The organism is Clostridium oceanicum (assembly GCF_039521385.1).
Lineage (GTDB): Bacteria > Bacillota > Clostridia > Clostridiales > Clostridiaceae > Clostridium_F > Clostridium_F oceanicum.
On sequence record NZ_BAAACG010000003.1, the window covers coordinates 21,617 to 44,247 of the forward strand.

General features: G+C 29.2%; 19 protein-coding genes and 1 pseudogene. All 20 read right to left on the bottom strand.

Annotation, left to right across the window (positions count from 1 at the left end):
- Positions 1-39: 39 nt before the first annotated feature.
- The 20 genes and pseudogenes from ABDZ71_RS01885 to ABDZ71_RS01980 all read right to left on the bottom strand — a co-directional run bounded on the left by ABDZ71_RS01885 (position 40) and on the right by ABDZ71_RS01980 (position 22,414).
- Positions 40-204 (bottom strand): zinc-ribbon domain-containing protein, encoded by a 165-nt coding sequence (locus ABDZ71_RS01885; protein WP_343758287.1) that lies wholly within the window; start codon positions 202-204, stop codon positions 40-42.
- A gap of 170 nt (positions 205-374) precedes the next feature.
- Positions 375-1,019: a TetR/AcrR family transcriptional regulator gene (locus ABDZ71_RS01890; RefSeq protein ID WP_343758289.1), complete on the bottom strand. Its 645-nt coding sequence runs from the start codon at positions 1,017-1,019 to the stop codon at positions 375-377.
- A gap of 549 nt (positions 1,020-1,568) precedes the next feature.
- Positions 1,569-2,564, bottom strand: coding sequence for a D-isomer specific 2-hydroxyacid dehydrogenase family protein (locus tag ABDZ71_RS01895; protein WP_343758291.1), 996 nt, complete (start codon positions 2,562-2,564; stop codon positions 1,569-1,571).
- Positions 2,565-2,773: 209 nt separating this feature from the next.
- Positions 2,774-3,949 carry a YkvI family membrane protein gene (locus ABDZ71_RS01900; RefSeq protein WP_343758293.1) on the bottom strand — a complete coding sequence of 392 codons (1,176 nt, stop codon included), beginning with the start codon at positions 3,947-3,949 and terminating at the stop codon, positions 2,774-2,776.
- Positions 3,950-4,201: 252 nt separating this feature from the next.
- On the bottom strand, positions 4,202-5,392 hold the full coding sequence (locus ABDZ71_RS01905; protein WP_343758295.1) for an FAD-binding protein: 1,191 nt from the start codon (positions 5,390-5,392) through the stop codon (positions 4,202-4,204).
- A 17-nt stretch (positions 5,393-5,409) separates the two neighbouring features.
- Complete coding sequence (etfB, locus tag ABDZ71_RS01910) at positions 5,410-6,204, bottom strand: electron transfer flavoprotein subunit beta (RefSeq protein WP_343758297.1); 795 nt, start codon at positions 6,202-6,204, stop codon at positions 5,410-5,412.
- A gap of 12 nt (positions 6,205-6,216) precedes the next feature.
- Positions 6,217-7,350: an acyl-CoA dehydrogenase family protein gene (locus ABDZ71_RS01915; RefSeq protein WP_343758300.1), complete on the bottom strand. Its 1,134-nt coding sequence runs from the start codon at positions 7,348-7,350 to the stop codon at positions 6,217-6,219.
- A gap of 195 nt (positions 7,351-7,545) precedes the next feature.
- Positions 7,546-8,670 carry a phenyllactyl-CoA dehydratase subunit FldC gene (gene fldC / locus ABDZ71_RS01920; RefSeq protein ID WP_343758302.1) on the bottom strand — a complete coding sequence of 375 codons (1,125 nt, stop codon included), beginning with the start codon at positions 8,668-8,670 and terminating at the stop codon, positions 7,546-7,548.
- Between the two features lies 1 nt (position 8,671).
- Positions 8,672-9,895, bottom strand: coding sequence for a phenyllactyl-CoA dehydratase subunit FldB (gene fldB, locus ABDZ71_RS01925; protein WP_343758304.1), 1,224 nt, complete (start codon positions 9,893-9,895; stop codon positions 8,672-8,674).
- 4 nt (positions 9,896-9,899) lie between these two features.
- Positions 9,900-10,694 carry a phenyllactyl-CoA dehydratase activase FldI gene (gene fldI / locus ABDZ71_RS01930; RefSeq protein ID WP_343758306.1) on the bottom strand — a complete coding sequence of 265 codons (795 nt, stop codon included), beginning with the start codon at positions 10,692-10,694 and terminating at the stop codon, positions 9,900-9,902.
- The gene (gene fldA / locus ABDZ71_RS01935; RefSeq protein WP_343758308.1) at positions 10,694-11,932 is read right to left on the bottom strand and encodes a 3-(aryl)acryloyl-CoA:(R)-3-(aryl)lactate CoA-transferase FldA; all 1,239 of its coding nucleotides are present in this window, start codon (positions 11,930-11,932) and stop codon (positions 10,694-10,696) included. The genes fldI and fldA overlap by 1 nt, the downstream gene beginning before the upstream one ends.
- Before the next feature lie 412 nt (positions 11,933-12,344).
- A complete protein-coding gene (hadI, locus tag ABDZ71_RS01940) occupies positions 12,345-13,118 on the bottom strand; it encodes a 2-hydroxyisocaproyl-CoA dehydratase activator HadI (RefSeq protein WP_343758311.1) in 774 nt (257 codons plus the stop codon).
- A 74-nt stretch (positions 13,119-13,192) separates the two neighbouring features.
- Positions 13,193-14,305, bottom strand: a pseudogene (locus tag ABDZ71_RS01945) (YkvI family membrane protein); the annotation flags it as partial.
- 125 nt (positions 14,306-14,430) lie between these two features.
- A complete protein-coding gene (locus ABDZ71_RS01950) occupies positions 14,431-15,483 on the bottom strand; it encodes an electron transfer flavoprotein subunit alpha/FixB family protein (RefSeq protein ID WP_343758313.1) in 1,053 nt (350 codons plus the stop codon).
- Positions 15,484-15,500: 17 nt separating this feature from the next.
- Complete coding sequence (etfB, locus tag ABDZ71_RS01955; protein ID WP_343758316.1) at positions 15,501-16,286, bottom strand: electron transfer flavoprotein subunit beta; 786 nt, start codon at positions 16,284-16,286, stop codon at positions 15,501-15,503.
- A 32-nt stretch (positions 16,287-16,318) separates the two neighbouring features.
- Complete coding sequence (gene acdB / locus ABDZ71_RS01960) at positions 16,319-17,452, bottom strand: putative isocaproyl-CoA dehydrogenase AcdB (protein WP_343758318.1); 1,134 nt, start codon at positions 17,450-17,452, stop codon at positions 16,319-16,321.
- A 169-nt stretch (positions 17,453-17,621) separates the two neighbouring features.
- Positions 17,622-18,749: a 2-hydroxyacyl-CoA dehydratase subunit D gene (locus tag ABDZ71_RS01965; RefSeq protein ID WP_343758320.1), complete on the bottom strand. Its 1,128-nt coding sequence runs from the start codon at positions 18,747-18,749 to the stop codon at positions 17,622-17,624.
- A complete protein-coding gene (hadB, locus tag ABDZ71_RS01970; protein ID WP_343758322.1) occupies positions 18,749-19,981 on the bottom strand; it encodes a (R)-2-hydroxyisocaproyl-CoA dehydratase subunit alpha in 1,233 nt (410 codons plus the stop codon). The genes ABDZ71_RS01965 and hadB overlap by 1 nt, the downstream gene beginning before the upstream one ends.
- A 60-nt stretch (positions 19,982-20,041) precedes the next feature.
- Positions 20,042-21,259, bottom strand: coding sequence for a CaiB/BaiF CoA transferase family protein (locus ABDZ71_RS01975; protein ID WP_343758325.1), 1,218 nt, complete (start codon positions 21,257-21,259; stop codon positions 20,042-20,044).
- 150 nt (positions 21,260-21,409) lie between these two features.
- Positions 21,410-22,414, bottom strand: a complete 1,005-nt coding sequence (locus tag ABDZ71_RS01980) for a D-2-hydroxyacid dehydrogenase (RefSeq protein WP_343758327.1) — start codon at positions 22,412-22,414, stop codon at positions 21,410-21,412.
- Positions 22,415-22,631 lie beyond the last annotated feature (217 nt).

A 22,631-nucleotide genomic window follows, 5' to 3' on the forward strand; every position in this document is an offset into this window, starting at 1 on the left:
ACAGCCCATTTATAATTAATTATAAAATTATAATCCAAATTATCTAAAATTTCTGTTATTTCTTTGTTGTTTTCTTGCTTTTCTACATTCTGGACATCTTTTTGGTTCATTTTCAAAGCCTTTTTCTTTATAGAATTCTTGTTCTCCTTCAGTGAAAACGAATTCTTTTCCACAATCTTTACATACTAAAGTCTTATCTGCCATTTTCAAAACCTCCTATTATTTGGGACATTAACTAGTGAGAAAGAACATACCCCTATCTCCAAATAAAAGAAGGAAAGATACATCTTTATTTAACCAGTTAAGATCTCTATTAGATGATACTTAAATTTATAACTCATTATATCACAAAGATAATTCTTAAGCAATATAATCTAGTCATCTAAAACGCTAGAAGCTAAAGGGTTTAAGATTTTACTTATGGCATCAAACAGGCACTCTTTCATCTCATCTATAGGATATGGTTCCCCTAATATTATAGAACTATAACAGACAGTTCCTGTAAGTTCTATTATCATAAATAACCTTTTTTCGAACTCTTTTTCATCTATTTTTTGTTTCCTTATAGCATTATTAAATGCTTCTCTAATATCATTTATTTCTTTAGATTGATTGGAATTTATTAGTGCTTTTCTAAATATACCCCATGAAAGATTTTTATATATTAATTTTAGAAGTCTTTTATTATTTTTTAAATATTCTATTATATAGTCAGTAAAATATAATACTGATTTAATAAAATCATTACTTCCTTTATCTATTGTATTTTTCAATGCTTCCTTTATTATTGATAGACTTTTTTTAATTACTATCTTATCTATTATATCGTATTTATTTTTAAAATATAAATAAAAAGTTCCTTTAGCCACTCCTGCTTTTTTAACAATATCATCTATTGATGTATCATTTATACCTTTTAAAATAAAAAGTTCATAAGCAGCTTGATATAATCTTTTTTCTTTTAATAGCTTTTTTTCTAAAAATCTTCCCGTTTTAGTATTACTTGCTCTAAAACCCATACTAAATCCTCCCATTACATATTGACTTAAAGTCATTCCTAATATAATTATATTACTTTTTCCTATTGATTCAATGATATTTATTAATTATTATAAAACTTAAACAATCTATATCATAATTAATATTATTATTAATATTATTATTAGTAATTATATAAAGGGTTATGAAATACCTCTTATGATTTTAGTATGATTATATCATATTTTGTAGTATATTGTACTATTTTGATATATGTATACTTTTATCTTAAGTAAAGGAGCGTTATCACTAGAATTATGATTTTAACGTAACAAAAGCACCTACTATTTCTATTTAGTAAGTGCCTTTTACTTTCTATGGAATATTTCCTTTATTATATTTATAATTTAGCATATAAAAACCTAATTATTCTTTCAATGTAACCTAATATAAATATAATAATATCCTTTTATAAAATTACTTTATGATCTTTAATAATTTAAATATTAGAAATCTATTTTAGAAAACGTTTGCATACCCTACCTAGTTTAAAGTAAATCAAAACACTTTTTAATAATATTTAATATATTTTATTTGCACATTCTTTGATTTTTACAATTTCTTTTTTCTTCAAAATCTTTTAAATTTGAAAGAGTAATCTCAACCATATTTGATACCGCTTCATCTGTATAAAAACCTAAGTGAGGTGTAATAACTACATTTGGAAAACTTTTAAGTCTTTCTAAAGTATCGTCTTTCATAATTTCATTCATCCTATTGTTGTGAAAAACTCCTTGTTCATATTCATAGGAATCTAAGGCAGCTCCACCTATTTTACCAGATTTAAGTCCTTTTATTAAAGCTTCACTATCAATTAACGCTCCACGAGCTGCATTAATTATAAAAACCCCATCTTTCATTTTATCAATACTTTTACTTCCTATCATATGATAGTTATCTTCTGTTAGTGGTGTATGAAATGTTATTATGTCTGCTTCTTTGTATACTTCATCTAGAGATTTGTATTCTATATATTTTTTAGCCTTTTCATTTTCTATAATGTCATATCCAATCATTTTTTTCATTCCAAATCCTGAAAAAGCTTCAATTACCTTTAATCCTATTCTTCCTGTTCCTATAATTCCTAAAGTTAAGTTTCTCAGTTCAACACCAATAAGTCCATTTAGTGCAAAATTATTAAGTTGAACTCTTTTTAATGCAAAAGGTATCTTTCTCGTTAAACATAATGTAACTGCTACTGTTAGTTCAGAAACTGAATTAGGAGAATAAGCAGGTACATTTGCTACATTTATATCAAACTCTTTTGCAGCATCAAAATCTATATTGTTTACTCCAGCACTTCTAGTAGCTAAATATTTTATTCCATACTGCTTAAGTTTTTCTAAAGCCTCTCTATTTGCATTGTCATTACCTAAAATTGAAATTGCCTCATATCCTTTAGCTAAATAAGCTGTTTTAGGCCCAAAAGATTCTGGTATTAAATCCACATCATGACCATATTTTTTAGAAAATTTTTTAAATGAATCAACTTCATCTGGTCTCACACAATAAGCTAAAACTTTCATTATTATACCCCCATCATAACTTATTTTATAATTTTAAATTAAAATTAATTCATTATATTGTTTATTATATGTCAATATAAATAAATGATTACATTTATAACTATAAATTGAATATAATATTTCAATTTTCAGTTAAAATTAAAAAGATTGATATTATACTTAATTTAGCCTTTTAAAATCAAATTATAAATAATATTCCTCTCTAAAAATTATAATTTTTTCTTTATATTATCTTCACTTTCATATGAATCTTTTGAAAAATTCTTTGTCTTTTTAAATCCAACAAGTATTATTGGTATAACTACTATAAATATACAAGCATAACCTAAATATTTATATCCTTTGCTTACTATAGTATCTAAACCAAGTGCAGATACTACTACACATAATATCATTAAAATTAAAATTACAACAAAATCTCTTTTAGTTCCTTTCTTCATAGGAATTTTTTCCCCATATCTTGAAACTACAGAAAATGAAAAAGAAACATTAGTACTTACAACTGCAAGAAGTACCATTACTACATATGAAAACAGCAAAATAGAAGAACCTACTTTATCTGCTACAAAATAATTAGGTAAAGTTTCTTTTATAGAATTTGGGTAAGCAAATAACAAAAAAACTATAGATAATATAAGTACTGTATTTAATATAGTTCCTACTATTGCCGCTTTTTTAGACTCTTTTTTACTTTTTATGCCTTTAGATACCGCTACTGCATTTGCAATATTCCCTGCTGATTGAAACCCAGTATATACTATAGACATAATTATAGCTTTCATTACAGAAAAATCCCCAAAAGATTTACCACTCCAATTAGAAGAAAAATTTCCTTTAGGAGAAGTTAGTCCTAAAACTACCATAGCTATTAAACAAAGTATAATAAACACCGTTATAATAGTTGTTGATGCACGTACTAAATTAGCACCATACATGGATAAAAGTATAGTAATTATAACTAAAAATATACTTCCAAATATCATAGGAAGTCCTATATACTGATTTAAAACTTCTGCCCCTGTAGCTATACATCCACCTACCACCATAAGAACCGTTGCTATAAAAGTAACTTCAAAAAACGTAGAAAATATCTTTTCATAGGGATGAAATAATTTATCTGTTAACTCTCTAAAGTTTTTCACCTCAGTTAATCTAGAATATTCTACAGAATAATATACACATAATCCCATTAGGGCCATAGCAATTATTGGAGTTATAAATGCCCATTTACCAAACTCACTATAAAAAACCGCTGTTTGTTTTCCTGATGCTACTCCAGGTCCACAATGTGTTCCAAACCATACACTTGCAATTCCCATATATATAGGAATCTTTGTTTTTTTTAATTTCTTTTTATCCATCACATCTTTGTCCTCTATAGACATAGTTTTTCTCCTTTCAAAAATTAATAATTGACTTTATTTATATAGACATAAATGGATTTAAACTTAATATTAAATATTCACTTTTAAAGTGGTGAGGAACTCTTTATTAGATCTTTTAATATGTGTAAGATAAATAAATTACAAAATTATTTAACAACCATCTCTTATTCGTTACTTCTTTAACTATATATAAGAAACAAAATGAGAAAACCTCACTTTGTCTCTTGTAATTAATTTAATTTATCAGTTTATTTATTTTTTTATTTTTCTTAATTCTTCTATGATTATTGGTACTATTTCATATAAATCACCAACTATTCCATAGTCAGCTATTTCAAATATAGGTGCATTTTCATCTTTGTTTATAGCAATTATTATATCTGAATTAGACATTCCAGCAACATGCTGTATAGCCCCAGATATACCACAGGCAATATATATAATAGGTTTTACTGTAGTTCCAGTTTGACCTACTTGATGGGAATGATCTATCCATCCTATATCAACTGCAGCACGACTACTTCCAACTACTCCACCTAATAAATCAGCTAATTTTTGAAGTAACTTAAACCCCTCTGGATTTCCAAGTCCCTTTCCTCCTGACACAATAAAATCTGCATCAACTAAAGATACTTGTTTTTTAGAACCTTTAATTATTTCTAAAACTTTAGTTCTAATTTCATCTTCACTTAAATTTACTTTTAAATCTATTATTTCCCCTTTATTCTCTTTATCATATTTTGCTTTTTCCATAACTCCTGGCCTTACTGTAGACATTTGAGGTCTATGATTTTTACATACTATAGTTGCCATTAAATTACCACCAAAAGCAGGCCTTGTTTGTTTTATTTTTTTATCTTCAGGATCTATTTCAAGTTTGGTACAATCTGCTGTAAGTCCTGTATCAACTCTTGCTGCAATTCTAGGTGCTAAATCTCTTCCTATATGAGTTGCCCCAAATAAAACTGATTCTGGTTTATATTTATATATAGCATTTGAAATAACAGTAGCATATCCATCGGTAGTATAATTTTTTAATTTCTTATTATCTGCTATATAAACTTTATCTGCTCCATATTTTATTAGTTTTTCTGCTAATTTTCCTACATTATTTCCTAATAAAATCGCTGATAAATCCGTTCCTATTTCATTAGCTAATTTTTTTGCCTCTCCAAGTAATTCTATTACTACTGGAGTAAGTTCTCCTTGTCGTTGCTCTGCATATACCCATACCCCTTTATATGATGATATATCTTTTTTAAAAACTTTCTTTTCTTCCTTTTTAATGGCATCAAAGGGACAAGCTTCTATACATGCTCCACATATAGTGCATTTTTCATTAACTTCTGCTACTCCATTAACTATATGAATTGCATCAAAGGGGCATTGTTTTTCACATATACCGCATCCTTTACATTTTTCTTTTATAATCTTTATAGCCATAATAAACCTCCCAAAACTTAAATATAATGTTTAGATTGAAGATCTGATAATAATTTCAAAACTTTTTCTTTAGCTGTTCCTTCAAGTACAACCCCTTTTGGTTTTTTATCCGGTGCAAAAGATCTTAAAACTGAAGTTGGAGAAGCATTTAATCCTACTTCATCTGGAGTAACATCTAAATCTTTAATAGTAAATATTTTAATATCTTTCTTATATGCATCTACTATACCTTTAACCTTCATATATCGAGGATTATTTAATTCACTAATAGCAGTAATTAAAGCTTTTTTAGATTTTACTTTTACTCTTTCATAGCCATCTTCTAATTGTCTATCTATAATCATTGTTTTATTTTCCTTATTATACTCAAATCCCATAGCATAAGTTACTTGAGGTATGTTAAGTCTCTCTGCAATTTGTGGTCCAACTTGAGCTGTATCTCCATCTATAGCTTGCCTTCCTGCAAATATTAAATCATAGTCTCCTATTTTTCTTAATGCTGAAGCTAAAGTATTTGATGTTGCCCAAGTATCTGCACCTGCAAAGGCTCTATCTGTAATTAATATAGCTTCATCTGCTCCCATAGCTAAACATTCTCTTAGCATATATGAAGAAGATGGTATTCCCATAGTAAGCACTGTAATAGTAACATCTTCATATTTATCTTTTAATTTTAAAGCTTCTTCAAGAGCATTTGCATCATCTGGATTTAATATAGCAGGTACCCCTTCACGAATAAGAGTGCCTTTTACAGGATCTATTTTTACTTCATTAGTATCCGGTACTTGTTTTACACATACAACTATCTTCAATTTGTCCACCCCTTACTTTAAAAGATTAGATGCTATTACCATTTGTTGAACTTGAGAAGTTCCTTCATATATAGCAATTACTCTAACATCCCTATATAATCTTTCTATCTTATAATCTTTTATATATCCATAACCACCATGAATTTGTAGTGCATCATTTACAATATCTATAGCAGATTCTGCAGCATAATATTTTGCCATAGCAGCTTCTTTATCCGCTTTTTCTTTAGAATCCATTTTATAAGCAGCATTATATACTAATAATTTTGCTGCATTTAATTTAGTTTCCATTCTAGCTAATTTAAACTGAATATCTTGAAATTTTGCAATAGGTCTTTTAAATTGTTTTCTTTGCTTTGAATATTTAACAGCCTCATCAACAGCTGCTTGTGCTATTCCTACCGCTTGAGCTGCAACTCCTATACGACCAACACTTAAAGTTTTCATTGCTGTTATAAAACCTTTATCTATTTCTCCTAAAATATCATCTTTATGAACTTTTACATCTTCTAAAATAATATCGCTAGTTGGACAACCTATCATTCCCATCTTATCTTCTGGTTTACCAAAAGATACACCCTTTTGTTTACTATCAACTATAAATGTAGTAATTCCTTTTGTTCCTTTATTCATATCAGTTTTTGCAAAAATTATTACATTATCAGATATGGGTGCACCAGTAATAAAAGTTTTTCTTCCATTTAATATATAATAGTCCCCTTCTTTTCTTGCTACTGTGGTAATAGCACCAGCATCTGATCCTGCCCCTGGTTCTGTTAAACCAAAAGCTAAAGTTTTTTCCCCTTTAATCATTGGTTTTAAATATTTTTCTTTTTGCTCTTCTGTACCAACCAATAAAAATGGTGTACCTAGTAATGAATTAGGTGATGATAAATATATACTAGCTACACCAGATGCTCTTGCTATTTCTTCCATTATAATTACATAAGATCTATTATCAGCTCCTGCCCCTCCATATTCTCTAGGCATTTTTATTCCGAAAAAACCTGTGTCCGCCATTTTCTTTACAATCTCTTTAGGGAATTCAGCAGTTTTATCTACATCATCTGCAATAGGTTCTATTTCTTGCTCTGCAAAATCTCTTGCTAACTTTCTAATAAGTTCATGTTGTTCTGTGAAAAACATTATATCCCTCCTAATATATAAATAAATTTATTATTTCTTAAAAATATTTTTTCCTTTTATCTATCTAAATAAGGCTCCCTATTTTACCTATTATTGATTTTTATCACCCTAATTTAAAATGAAAGTATACTTAGATAGATAAAAGAAAATAAATTAATAAACTTTAAGTTATTTACTAAAAGTCTAAATTATTTACTAAAGGGTCTCTGAAAAAGCTTGAATAGCAGTCCTTGCTTGTTCATAATTTTTCATCTGCATATCAGTTTCTATAATCACATGGGCAATTCCAGCTTCTTCAAAATCCTTTTTCATTTGAGGATAATCATATTCTTCTGGATCACAGAATTTTGTCATGAATACTATAATCCCATCTGCTTTCCTTTCTTTAGCCATTTTTATTATATTTTTCCCTCTTTTTCTTTCAGGATCATATAAAGTACTACATTCTCTATTAGAAAACTGCTCTACTAATCTATCTAGTGGCTTTTCTGCCTTTGGTGTTAATGTTCTATACTGTCTAGATTCATGGGCTATATCATCTCCAACTATAGCTACATTATTTTCTTCTAGTATTTGTAGTAAATCTTCTGAATCTGCAATAATACCTGTAGTTATAATTCTCTTTCCTTTAAATTCCTCTACATCTATATTTGTAATTTTATTCATTAAATTCTTAACTTTTTCTGTATGATCTTTTTTATCCATAAAATAAGAAGATTTCATAACATAACTGCGTTTAATTGGTGTTATAATATTTGGATATTTTGATGCTAAAAGTGAAAATTCATTCATTACTTTTCTATGGTTATCATATATTTCTATAGCTTTTTCTAATGATTTATCTGTTATTTTATTCCCTGAAATTTTTTCTAGCTGCTTTATGTTCATTTTATATTGACTCTTTAAAAATTCCTTTCCAGCTTCCATTTTTCTATTTTGTGGCACTGTTACTGGAATAAATTCTATATCTTTAACTGTTAATTTAAAATTTTGACCCATACATTTTAGTGAATCACAATAATTTGTAATCATCATTCCTGATAACATATTGTATTCACCATTTAATGCATTTTCTAATGTTGTTTGAAGTAATGAACAAATAAATGCTGGAAAATAAGTCTTAGCCTTTGAAACCTTTGAATTAGCTCCCCATACTCCAACAGGGAACATCCCTGCTGCTAAAATAAGTTCTTCTGGAGTATATAAAGGCATACATCCTATTGCTTTTTCACCAGTTTTTTCTATATGTTTATTTATATATTTCTTAGGATTTTCTGCTATATCCTTAAATTCATTAAATAAATTATCTATATTACACATACTATTCTTCCTCCTTCTTAGCAACCATTACTTCATTAAGTCCCTGAATTCTAGTATCATATTGGGCTTCTGAGAAATTTCTTGGGTCTGCTTGATCACCATCAAAGGATACTGTAGGTATTTCTGTTTCTTTTTCAAGTCTTCTTGTTAATTCATATAAAAATCCACTCCATAATTTACAGCTTCTATTTATATGGATTACTCCACCTTCTGTATTTGTGTTTTTAACAGCATCTACTCTCATCTTTAATGCATTTTCAAAATTAATTGAATTAGGAACTTTATTATAGGCAGCCATTAATTCATCAGTATTTTTATATATAACACCAAAAGCTTCAGCATATACTGTTGCTGTTACATTCATTCCATATTCACCAAGGGTAGTCAATTTGTGTCTTAAGTATGGCCAACAAGCAATTCCTTCAAATAGTATACGTTGTTTTTCTTCTCCTCTATATGTTGATTTTCCAGTTTTCACATTCTCTTCATATTCATCTGCTAACATTTTAAATGCCTTTGCTGCTTCTTTTGTTCCTCTTGCACAAACAGCTACAGCCATATGATTAAATAAATCAAATCCACTAAATGGAGAAGGCTTATATTTTGCGTAAGATGCTGCTCTAAGCCATTGTTTTGCACTTTCTTGTGATATTTCCATAACTTCTTTGAATTTATCTTCATCCCATTTTTTACCTGTTATTTCTTCTAATTTTTTTATTGCACTTTCAAACTGAGCTCTAATATATTTAATTCTATCCTTTGAAACAGTATCTTCTGTATTATATGGTATATCTATAAGAATCATTGGTATGTCTAAAGTTTTAGCTATATGTTCATACCATTTAATCATTTGATTACAAATATTATTACAACACAGCACGAAATCTGGCATAGGAATTGGTTGTTCTTTACTATACCCTTGATCCATAACTGCTAAATTTACTCTTGCATAACCACAAACATCATTAGAAAATCCCATAGCTTCAGCATGTTCACACATTTTTTGTCCACTACCTCTAGCAGCTACTGCAGCAGCATGGTTTTCTGGATAAACAACATTTACTCCTAATGTTGTAGCTATTTCTTGAGGAAAGTTAGATGCACACCATCCAACTTTTTCTCCTCTTTCTTTTGCTTCAAGAGCATCTTTATAGTGTTTTGCAACAATATCTCTAAGATAATGTTTTGCTTTTTTTTCTTTTACTTTTTTATTTATATCACTCATATTTTTATCTCCTTTCCTTTTTAAAAAATTCATAAGCATAAAGACTAGCTCCAAGTGCCCCATTTAATTGACAATCTTTAGATGTATAAATTTTTGTTCCAAGTTCTAACTCCATAGCTTTTACAACACCCTTATTTTTAGCTACTCCTCCGCTCATAACTACTACTTCTTCAATACCATTTCTCATTGCAAGACTAGAGACTCTAGCGGCTACTGACTTACAAATTCCTGCTACTAGATCTTCAGTTTTAACTCCTCTTGAAAGTTGAGATATAACTTCTGATTCTGCAAATACTGTACAGGTAGAACTAATAGTACAAGGATTTTTACTTTCAAGTGCCTTTTCTCCTAATTTATCAACGGGAATTTCTATAACTTTTGACATTACATCTAAAAAACGTCCCGTTCCTGCAGCACATTTATCATTCATTATAAAGTTTAAAAGCCTTCCATTATCAGCTAGCTTTAATATCTTTATATCTTGTCCTCCTATATCAATTACAGTTCTAGCTTTATTGTTATCAAAATAAACTCCTTTTCCATGACAACTTAATTCAGAAATTTGCTTATCATTAAATTGAAAACCTTTTCTCCCATATCCAGTAGATACAATATAATCTAAATCTTTAATAGATAGATTTGCTTCATCTAATACATAATCTATAGCTCTTTTAGGGCCACTGGTTCCTGCTCCTACACTTATTATTGAACTACTTATAACTTCTTTCCCATTTTTAAGTACTACTGCCTTTGATGCGGTTGAGCCTATATCTACTCCCATGGTATATATATCTATCATTATTTTTCCTTCCTTAACATAATGTCTTTATTCTTTTCTAATTCTTTAATCTCTTCTTCTTTATATCCCATGCTACTTAAAACTTCTTTAGTATCAGCAGCTATAAATGGTGCTTGATTATATTCTGGAAGTCCTGCTTCTTTAAATAGTACTGGAAGTCTTACTAATGCTCTTTCATTTCCTGTTTTATATTTCATTTTATATAAATAATCATTTGCCCAGGCTTGCTCATCTTTTAATAAATCTTCCCAACTTTGAGCAATAGCAAATGGTATATCCTTTTCTCTAAATATTTTATCCCACTGATCTTTTGTTTTTGTAATAATTTGGTCTGCAACTATCTTACTTACTTCTTTAACACGTCCATCTTTTAAATTTTCTATTTTGTTATATCTTTTATCTCCAACTAAATCTTCTCTTCCAATTGCAGACATAAATCTATCATAAAACATATCATATGGTGGCATACACACTTGAACAAAATAATCATCTTTAGATTTATATGAAACTATAAATGGGTTAGGAGTTTCATCACGATTCATTGGATATTTTAGACCATAATCTGGATACTGAGCAGCCTGCAACATAATACCTAAAGTATACATAGCACTATGCATTAAACTTACAGTTACCTTATCTCCTTTTCCTGTAGTTTTTGCTTTATATAAAGCAGCTGCCATACCTGCTGCTAAAAACATGCCTGCTTGATGATCCCCAAGACCTGGAACAACATTTGGAGGAACAGTTCCTTTTTCATAAAGATTACCTGAAATACCTCCTCTAGCAAAAAATGCAGTATAATCAAAGCCTGGAAGATCTTTATCTGGTCCTTTTTCACCGTAACCAGTTATTTGTGCATAAACTAATTTAGGATATTTTTCTTTTAAAGTTTCATAATCTAATCCTTGTTTAACTAAAGCCTTAGTTCTCCAATTAGTTAATAATATATCTGCTTTTTCTAACATTTCATGCAATATTTTTTTACCATTATCACTTTTAAGATTTATAACTACTGCTTTTTTATTTGCATTTTCTAAATCATAAGTAGTATTCTCATCTTCCATCAAAGGTCTTCCTTCTGATGGAGCTGTATATCTTAAAGGATCTCCTGAAGGCGCCTCAATCTTTATTACATCAGCTCCTCCATCTGCAAAAAATCTACCTGCTGCTGGAGCTGCTATAAAATTTGCAAGTTCAATAACCTTTACTCCATCAAACATATTTATATTGTTTTTCATATAAAAACCCCCTTAAATAAAATCCTATTACTACCTTATTCATTATTAATTTATTTATTAACAAATTAAGGATATTGTTTTAAAATTAACTTTCTTTTCCATGGAATATCTTATTTAATATATAGAGAATATATTGAAATTCAAATTTATTAAATGTTAAATAAAAATATAAAAAAGACAGGTTAGCTACAAAATATTTGTAGCTAACCTGTCTTTTTTATATAAGATAAATTCATCTATTACTAAAGAAAATTTTTTATTTCCTAAATAATAAAAAAAAACTTCTAAATTTCAATATATATTTTATATCTGAAATTTAGAAGCCTATATATAATACTTAATGACTAAACATTATTATATTGAATTTTAAAAATATAGGACTTTTCTATGTATAGTCATCATTAATCTAATATTATTTTATTTCTTCAAAAGCATATATAGCCGCCCCTAATGCTCCAGTTAATTGAGCTAATTTAGGAACTTTTATATCATAACCTAACTCTTTTTCCATAGCTTTAACTACTCCACTATTTCTAGCTACGCCGCCTACCATTACTACTTGATCTTGAATTCCTACTCTCATTGCAAGCATAGCAACACGTCTTGCTACTGAAGTATGAATCCCTGCCACAATATCTTCTTTTTTTGCATTATTAGATAGATGAGAAATAACTTCTGATTCAGCAAATACAGTACAAGTACTGCTTATAGAAACTTCCTTTTGAGATTTTTCTGATATAGCTGCAAGCTCTGAAACATCTGTCTCAAGTACTCTAGCCATAACATCTAGAAATCTTCCTGTACCAGCTGCACATTTATCATTCATCATAAAATTTATAAGTTTACCTTTTTCATTTAACTTCATTGCCTTAGCATCTTGTCCACCTATATCTATTATAGTTCTTGTATTTGGTATTAGAAAAGTAACTCCTTTAGTATGACAGCTTAGCTCACTTATTTGTTTATCTGCATTTTTATATTGTATCCTCCCATATCCTGTAACCACTGTTTTTTCTATATCTTTTTCTGTTAAATTAGATTTTTCTTGTAATTCTTTTATTACTTTTTCAGGACCACTAGTTCCAGTTCCTACAGCAACAATAGCACTTGCCACAATTTCTTTACCATCTTTCATAATTATTCCTTTAGAAGTAGTTGATCCTATATCTAATCCCATTGTATACATTAGTACCCCTCCTTTTAAAATATACTAATAGCAAATTTTAATTAAATATCTAAAGTTGAATTTTCACTAATATTTTTTTTCTTTTTAAATCTACTATTTTTTATTCTTCCTACAACTATACATGGAATTACAACAGCAAATATACCAATAACTCCAACATATCCATAACCTACAACAACAATTTTAGTCAAACCAAATAAGGAAATTGCCATAGACAGTATCATACATATAAAAGATATTACTCCTCTTCTTTTTTTAATATTTAAAGGTTTTTTAAAAACACCTTCAAATCTAGCTACAGCTCCAAATACACAACCTATACCTGTAGAAATAAAAGCAAGGAATAAAACTACTGAATATGATAGTTCAAAAAATTTACTGTCTAAATGTTTGCATATATATAAAATTGGTATAGTTTCTTTTTCCGCTCCAGGCATCCAGGCTAAAAGCATTATACAAGATAAGGTTATCATTACACCATTTAAAATAATACCTAAGATCATTGATTTATTGATATCCTTATTAGATTTTAAAGTATCACTTGCACTTAAAACAATAGCAACAACAAATGCCTGATATCCAGCATATCTAAGTCCATTATATAAAACTGACCCTATAGATGATGGAGAATACCTTGCTGAAACAAGATTGGATAAATTAGATGAATTACTAGATATTCCTACAATAACTATAATAGTTAAAAATATTAATATTAGTATAGTTATAATAGTTGATGCCTTTCTTATAAGTGAAGCTCCATATATAGTTAATATATAAAAAATACCCCCTGTAATTAAAACTCCTAGTAAATAATTTACTCCATAATTCTCCAATAGTGAAGCCGCACCGGCTATAGATCCACCAGTTCCTAATAGTACTATCATCAAATACCCTATTTCAAAAATAAAAGAAAAAATTTTGTCATAAGGTTCATACATCTTTTTTGACCAACTTTTATAATCATATGTTCCATAATTTCTTGCAAGTATTAAGCACTCTCTATATGTTAATCCTATAATAACAACTACAACAGCAGGAACCCATATACAATTCCATCCATGTTTTACAAAGAAATTCATTGTTTGATTCCCTGTGGCAAATCCTCCTCCTACATGTGCTCCAAACCATACTGCAGCTACTTGAAAAGCAGTTAAAATTCCTAAAGTGGATTTTGAGTTTTTGTTCATTTTATAATCCCCCAGTTCTATTAAATTGGGCGTAATATAAATAAAAATAAGATGAAAGATTAAGATTTGTCTTATAGTACCTCCTTTATTTTTAAAATAAAGGAGGCACTTTTATATTGTATAAATTATTTTGCTAGCTTATATTGATCAAATAATTCTGTAATACGTGTATTATCATTCAATAATTCTATTAATTTAGGTACTATATCATATACATCACCAGTAATACCATAGTCTGCTACTTCAAATATTGGAGCTGACTCATTTTTATTTATTGCTACTATAACATCAGATTCTTGCATACCAGCTAAATGTTGTATAGCTCCTGATATTCCACAAGCTATATAAACAGTAGGTTTTACTGTAGTTCCAGTTTGTCCTACTTGGTGTGCATTATCAATCCATCCTGAATCTACAGCTGCACGAGAGGCTCCAACTACTCCTCCTAATTTATCTGCTAACTTCTTTAACATTTTAAATCCATCAGCATTTCCAAGACCTAGTCCACCAGATACAATAAAGTTTGCATCTGTTAATGATACTAGTTCTTTTTCAGATTTAACTATTTTTATAACTTCAGTTCTTATATCCTTTTTAGTTAAACTTGCATTTAATTTTATAATTTCACCTTTTCTATTTTCATCCTTTACGGCTTTATCCATAACTCCTGGTCTTACAGTAGACATTTGTGGTCTATTATCAGGGCATACAATTGTAGCCATTATATTTCCACCAAAAGCAGGTCTTGTTTGTTTAAGTTTTTTATCTTCCTCATCTACTTCTAATTTAGTACAATCAGCTGTAAGCCCAGTATCTAAATTTGATGCTATTCTAGGAGCTAAATCTCTTCCAATATGAGTTGCACCAATTAGTACAATCTCAGGCTTTAATTCATTTACTGCATCAACTATAACTTTAGTATAGCCATCAGTAGTATAGTTTTCTAATAAAGAATTATTAGCATAATACACTTTATCTGCACCATATTTTATTAGTTCATTTCCTAAATCATAAACATTATGTCCAAGTAAAACAGCACATAATTCTACTCCAATGTCATTAGCTATTTTTCTGCCTTCTCCTAATAATTCAACAACTACAGGAGTTATTTTTCCTTGTCTTTGTTCTGCAATTACCCAAACATTTTTATAAGTACTTAAATCTTTTTTTCTATCCATATTAGCCTCCGATCATTTTATATAATATGTTTTTCTTTTAAACCTACAACTAACTTTTCAACCACTTCTTCTGATGATCCTTCAAGCATTACACCTTTTCCTTTAGGTGGTGGAGTAAATGATCTAAACACTTTAGTTGGAGAAGCTTTAAGACCAACTCCTTCTCTTGTTATATCTAAATCATCAATAGTAAAAGTTGTTATTTCTTTCTGGTATGCTTCAAAGACTTTATCAACAGCCATATATCTTGGAGTATTAAGTGAATTTACTGCTGTTAATAAAACAGGTTTTTTTACTTTTATTAATTCATATCCATCTTCTAATTCCCTTTGTACTGTTACATCATCACCATCAATTTTAAAATCTTGTACATAAGTCACTTGTGGAACATGTAATTTTTCTGATATTTGTGGTCCAACTTGTGCTGTATCACCATCTATTGCTTGTCTTCCTGCAAATATTATGTCATAATCTTTTATTTTTCTAATTGCTGAAGCAATTACTTTTGAAGTAGCCCAAGTATCAGAACCTGCAAAAGCTCTGTCGCTTATTAAATAAGCTTCATCAGCGCCCATAGCAAGACATTCTCTTAACATAACTTCTGCTTGTGGTGGTCCCATTGAAACAACAGATACAATTACATCTTTATCTCTATCTTTTATTTTTAAAGCTTCCTCTAGAGCATTTGCATCATCTGGGTTTAATATACTTGGAACCCCTTCTCTTATTAATGTTCCTGTTTTAGGATCTATTTTTACTTCTGTTGTATCCGGAACTTGTTTAACGCACACTACTATCCTCAAATTTTTGACCTCCAAACTAATTTATTTGTATACTATTTAAGAACTTTACCTGCAATAACCATTTGCTGTACTTGAGATGTTCCTTCATATATAGATGTAATTCTAGCATCTCTATAGATTCTTTCTATTGGATAATCTTTCATATATCCATATCCTCCATGTAGCTGCAATGCTTTATAGGCTACTTCGTTTGCAACTTCTGCTGCATAATATTTAGCCATGGCAGATTCAACTCCTGGATTTATACCAGCATCTTTCTTTTCTGATGCGTCATAAACAAGCCATCTTGCTGCTTGTACTTTTGTTTCCATATCTGCAATTGTAAATTGAGTATTTTGGAATTTAGCTAAAGGTCTATTAAATTGAACTCTTTCTTTAACATATTTTACTGCTTCGTCTAATGCTCCTTGAGCTATTCCAAGTGCTTGTGCAGCTACACCTATTCTTCCAACATCTAATGTATTTAAAGCAATTTTAAAGCCTTTTCCTTCTTTTCCAATAAGATTTTCTTTAGGAATTTTTACATTTTCAAATATCAAGTCTGCTGTCTCAGTTCCTCTTATGCCCATTTTATCCTCATGAGCACCAGTTGAAAATCCATCCCATTTACTTTCAACTATAAATGCTGAAATTCCCCTTGCTCCTTTTCCTTTTTCAGTAACAGCTGTTACAATTGCAAAATCACAAATAGGTGCATTTGTAATAAATGTTTTTCTTCCATTTAATATATAATAATCTCCATCTAACACTGCTGTAGTTTGAGTAGCTCCTGCATCAGAACCTGCTCCTGGTTCTGTAAGACCAAAGGATCCTATATACTCACCTGTTGCAAGTGGTTTTAAATATTTTTCTTTTTGCTCTTCTGTTCCAAAATTAAGTAAAGGTAATGCTACTAATGAAGATCCTGCTGTTATAAATGTAGAAGTAGAAGCGCATCTTCTTGCAATTTCTTCCATTATTATAGTATAAGAAACATAATCAGCTCCAGCTCCACCATATTCTTTAGGTATTACAGGACTTATATATTTATATTTTGCAAGTTTTTCTATTAATTCTTTAGGAAGTTTACCTTCCTTATCTACTTGTTCTGGAATATCTTTTAATTCCCTAGCTACAAAATCTTTTACGGATTTTCTTAAAAGTTCATGCTCTTTTTTAAATAACATATTTTCCTCCTTCTTAATTTAAACTTTTTGTATTTGTAGGAATTCCTTAAAAACTCGTTGCTTTTTATGCATATTCAAAAATTTTCTTAATTTTTAAAATATGATTTTTAGATTTTTCAACAATTTTAATTTAAAGAATTCCTATGGTAAAAAGAAAATTTAATTATTTTTATAGAATCTCTGAGAATGTTTGAATTCTTGTTCTTATTTGTTCAGTGCTCTTATTTTGTTGATCAACTTCAATTTCTGTTGTAATAATATCTTCTTTTTCAATATCTTTTTTAACAATTGGATAATCATATTCTTCAGGATCACAGAATTTCATCATTGCAAATACTACTCCGTCAACATCTTTTTCTTTAGCTTCTTTTGCAATCATAGACCCTCTAATTTTTTTAGGATCATATGCTAAAGAACATCCTTCAATATTTGACCATTGCCTTGCCAATCTATCTAATGCATTTTTACCTTCTGGTACATCTGTCCTAAACTGTCTGCTTTCTTGAGCTAAATCATCTGCTACTATTCTTAATTTATTTTCTTCAAAAATATCAAGTATTTCTTTTGAATCTAGTAATATACCTGATACTAAGATTTTTTTACCATCATATTTTTCTTCTTTCATACTAACTAATAATTCATTTAATTCTTTTACTATTTTTGTATGCTCATCTTTTCTCATAAAGAAACCACTTTTAATAACAAGATTTCTCTCATAGTTGTTTATTGTATTACTATGATCTGCAGCTTGTCTTACGAATTCTCTCATTGTTTTTCTATGTTCATTATATATTTCTATACTATTTTGTAGCTCCTCTTCAGTTATTTCTTTTCCTCTAATTTCTTCAATTTTTTCTTTTACATGTTTATATTCAGAAACTAAATACTCTACTCCACCTTCTAATTTTCTATTTTGAGGATGAACTAATGAGATAAATGGAATATTTTTTATAGCAAACTTCCAATTTTGTCCCATACAATTTAATGTATCGCACATTCCAGGAATAATAACAGCTGATAGGCCATCATAAACTCCTTTTAATCCAAACTCCATACATGATTGCATTATTGAACAACAAAATGCTGGATAATATTGCTTTGCAAGTCTTACATCAACGTCTCCACCCCAAATACCCATTGGAAGCATATCTGCTGCATATACTATTTCTTCTGGAGTATATACGGGAAAACATCCTATTACTTTATTACCTGTTTTTTCTTTATAGTCCTCTACAATTTTTTTAGGATTTTTAGTAATATTCTCAAGCTTAATTAAAATATCTTTTATATTGCTCATTATTTGTCTCCTCCTTTCTTTCTTTCTTCCATAACTTCTACTAACCCTTGAAGTCTTGTTTCAAATTGAGCTTTACTAAAGTTCCTTGGATCTGCTTGGTCTCCATCAAATCCTGCATAAGGTATACCTGTTTCTTCAAAAACTTTTCTTTCCATTTCATATTGAATAAAACTCATTAATTTACAACTTCTATTCATATGATAAAATGCTCCATCACAATTTCCATCTATTAATGAATTTATTCTATATTTACACATTGTTTCTAAGTTGACATTGTTAAACATAGAGCTATATGCTCTAGCCATTCCATCTAAATCATTAACTTCATATTGTAATGCCCATGCATGAGGATAAACACTTCCAGTCATATTAACCCCATATTTTGATAACGTTCTCATCTTATAACCAATATATGGCCAACATGGGATACCTTCCATCATAATTCTATATTTTTCTTCTCCTCTAAAGGATGTCTCTTTATTTTTAATATTTTCTTTTAATTCAGAGATTAATAAGTTAAATGCATCTGTTGTTTCCTTTTTACCTCTGTAACATACAATAACAGCCATATAAGTAAATAAATCAAATCCGTTCATTGGTGATGGGAATGCTCCTGATGGTAAGCCCATAGAATACTTCCATAACTTCCCGTTTTCACTAGAGATCTTCATAACTTCTTCTAATTTTTTAGGATCAAATTTCTTTCCAGAAATTTTTTCAAGCTGTTTTATAGCTTCTTCAAATTGTGCTCTAAGATATTTAATTCTATTTTCTGATACTTCATCTTCATTATTAAATGTAGTATCAATCATAATCATTGGTATATCTAACTCTTTAGCAATATTTTCATACCATTTAATAACTTGATTACAAATATTATTACAGCAACATATAAAATCAGGTTTTGGCATATTCAGATTTTCAGAGCCACCCTTTTCTAATAATCCAAAATTTGTTCTTGCATACGCACATAAATCAATAGAATATCCAACACTTTCAGCTGCTTCACAAAGAGATAAAGATTCTTTTTTAGCTGCAACACCTGCAGCTTGATTTTCAGGATATAATACATCTAAACCAAATGCCTCTATTAGCTCCTGTGGAAATACAGATGTTGCCCAACCAACTGGTCTTCCCTCTTCTTTTGCTTTCCAAGCATCTTTATATGATTTAGCCAATATACCGTTAATTACTTTGGCAGCTCTCTTTTTTTCATCTTTTTTATCAGCCATTTATATTCCTCCCTTTTTAAATTTATGTTTCTATACCTTATTAAAATATTTTTACCTATTTTATCTTATTGCTTTTTCTTTTCTCATTTCTTCTATTTCTTCTTTGCTATATCCTAAATTCATAAGAATCTTTTCTGTATCTTCTCCAACAACTCTAGGTGCACTTTCATATTCTTTAATTCCTGCTTCACTAAATTTAACCGGTGTATTAACTAATACCCCAGTATTTCCACTCTTATATGTTTTCTTAAATAAATAATCATTTGCCCATGCTTGTTCATCTTCTAATATATCTTCACAAGTTTGAAGTTTTTCATATGGTACATCAGCTTTATCTAATAATTCAGCCCATTCATCTAAATCCTTTTTAATCATCTCTTCTTCCATAATTCCTACAAAAGTTTCAACATGTTTTACAACTTCAGCTTGTGTGTTAAATCTTTCATCCTCTGCTAATTCAGGTCTATTTATTACTTCTTTACAGAATTTAGGGAACCATGCATCATATTTAAGTAGTGCTAATTGTATCCATCTATCATCTTTACATCTATAAGTTGTTGCTAATGGATTGTTAGGAGTTCTTCTAGATAATGGCATTTCATTTCCATATTGTGCTGTAGTAATCATTAATCCCATTCCAAATATAGCTGTATGATATAAGCTTACTGTAACTCTATCGCCTTTGCCTGTTTGTGTTTTTCTATGAAGAGCCGCAAGTATTCCTGCAGCTAAGCTTATACCTGCATAATGATCGCCAAATCCTGCATTAGTATTAGCTGGTGATGTTCCTTTTTCCATTAAAGATGTACTTACAGCACCTCTTGCAAAATATGCAGTATAATCAAATCCTGGTTTATCTTTAAGTGGTCCACATTCACCATATCCTAATATATGTGCATGAATTAGTGAAGGATATTTATCTTTTAATTGACCATAGGATAATCCACTTCTTTCTAATGCTTTTTCTCTCACATTTGTTATAAAAATATCTGCATCTTTAAGTAATCTTCCTAATACTTCTTTACCTTTTTCACTTCTAGTATTTATAGCTACACCTTTTTTATTTCCATTTTCAAGTTCAAACATAGGATTTTCCTCATCACTAGCAGGTGAATTATATACGTTACCTACAAATCTTAAGTTATCTCCTTGAACTGGTTCTATTTTAATTACCTCAGCACCCCAATCAGCTAATAGTTTCGCACAACTAGGTGCTGCTACAAAACTTGATAGTTCAACTACTTTTACCCCTTCTAAAGCTAAACCCATTTTTTCCATTTAACCATTCCTCCTTAAATATTAAAAATATTAGTTTTTATAACCAATTGCGTAAATAACAATTAAATAAACATTAAATTTTTCTATATTGAAATGGATAAATTCATATTATCTTTAAAGAATAAATCCACACCAATTTCATCTAAATAATTAATTTATTCTATTGACACTATCTCCAGTTTCCAATACTTCTTTAACACTATTAAGACTAGTGTCTACTATATTTTCAACTGCAGTAGTAGTGAAAAATCCCACATGATTAGTAATTAAAACTTGATCCATTTTCAATAATTTATCAAGTTGAGGATCTGGAATTCCAGTTGGATCAACTACTCTATTTAAAAACAATCCTTCGTTTTCAAATGTATCTAAGGCAGCCCCTGCTATTTTATGCTGCTCTAAAGCTTCAATAAGGTCTTCTGTATCAATTATTCCACCACGTCCAGTATTTACTATAAATGCTGTTGGTTTCATATATTTTAAATTATCTTTATTTATCATATGTTTTGTACTTTCTATAAGAGGAGTATGTAACGTAACAACGTCAGCTTCTTTTAAAACATCCTCTAATGATTCTTTATAAGTTAATATATCTTCTTTTTCTAATTGTTTGTCTGGATAAGCATCATAAGCTATAACCTTTGCTCCTAATCCTTTAAAAAGTTTTGCAACAGTTCTGCCTATCTTTCCTGTGCCTACAACACCAACTGTTATAGATCTTACTTCTTTAGCTATAAGGTCTGCAGACCAACGATAATCTCCAAAAGCTATTCTTTTATTTATAGTTTTAATATTTCTTAGCAAGTTCATTGTGTGAGTTACTGCAAGTTCTGCAATAGCATTTGGTGAATATGCAGGTACGTTAGTTACGATAATATTGTTATCTGAAGCCGTTTTCAAATCAATCATGTCTACACCAGCAGTCCTTGAAGCTATTTGTTTAATTCCATAATCTTTAAGAGTAGAATATATATTTTCTCCGCCTATACTGTTTGTCTGTTGAATAGTAATTCCATCGTAATCTTTTGCTTTACATACTGTATTCTCTAAAAGGTTTTCATCACATATATCAATTTCAACTCCTGGATTTTCTTCTAACCATTTTTGAACAGCTGGTTTCTCGTGTTCGCGTACACTATACATTAATATTTTCACAATCAATATCCTCCTTGCAAATTATAATAATAAAATTATACTTTAAAAAATAGTTAATTTTTTTACAATTTCATGGTATCATTATGACTAATATTTGTCAATTGTAATTATATTTTACATTTTTTCTGTCAATTTTTATACATCGACTTAATAAACCCACTAAAATATAGTAAATTCCTTTATATATCAACCTTTTTCTTCCATATATTAATATAAA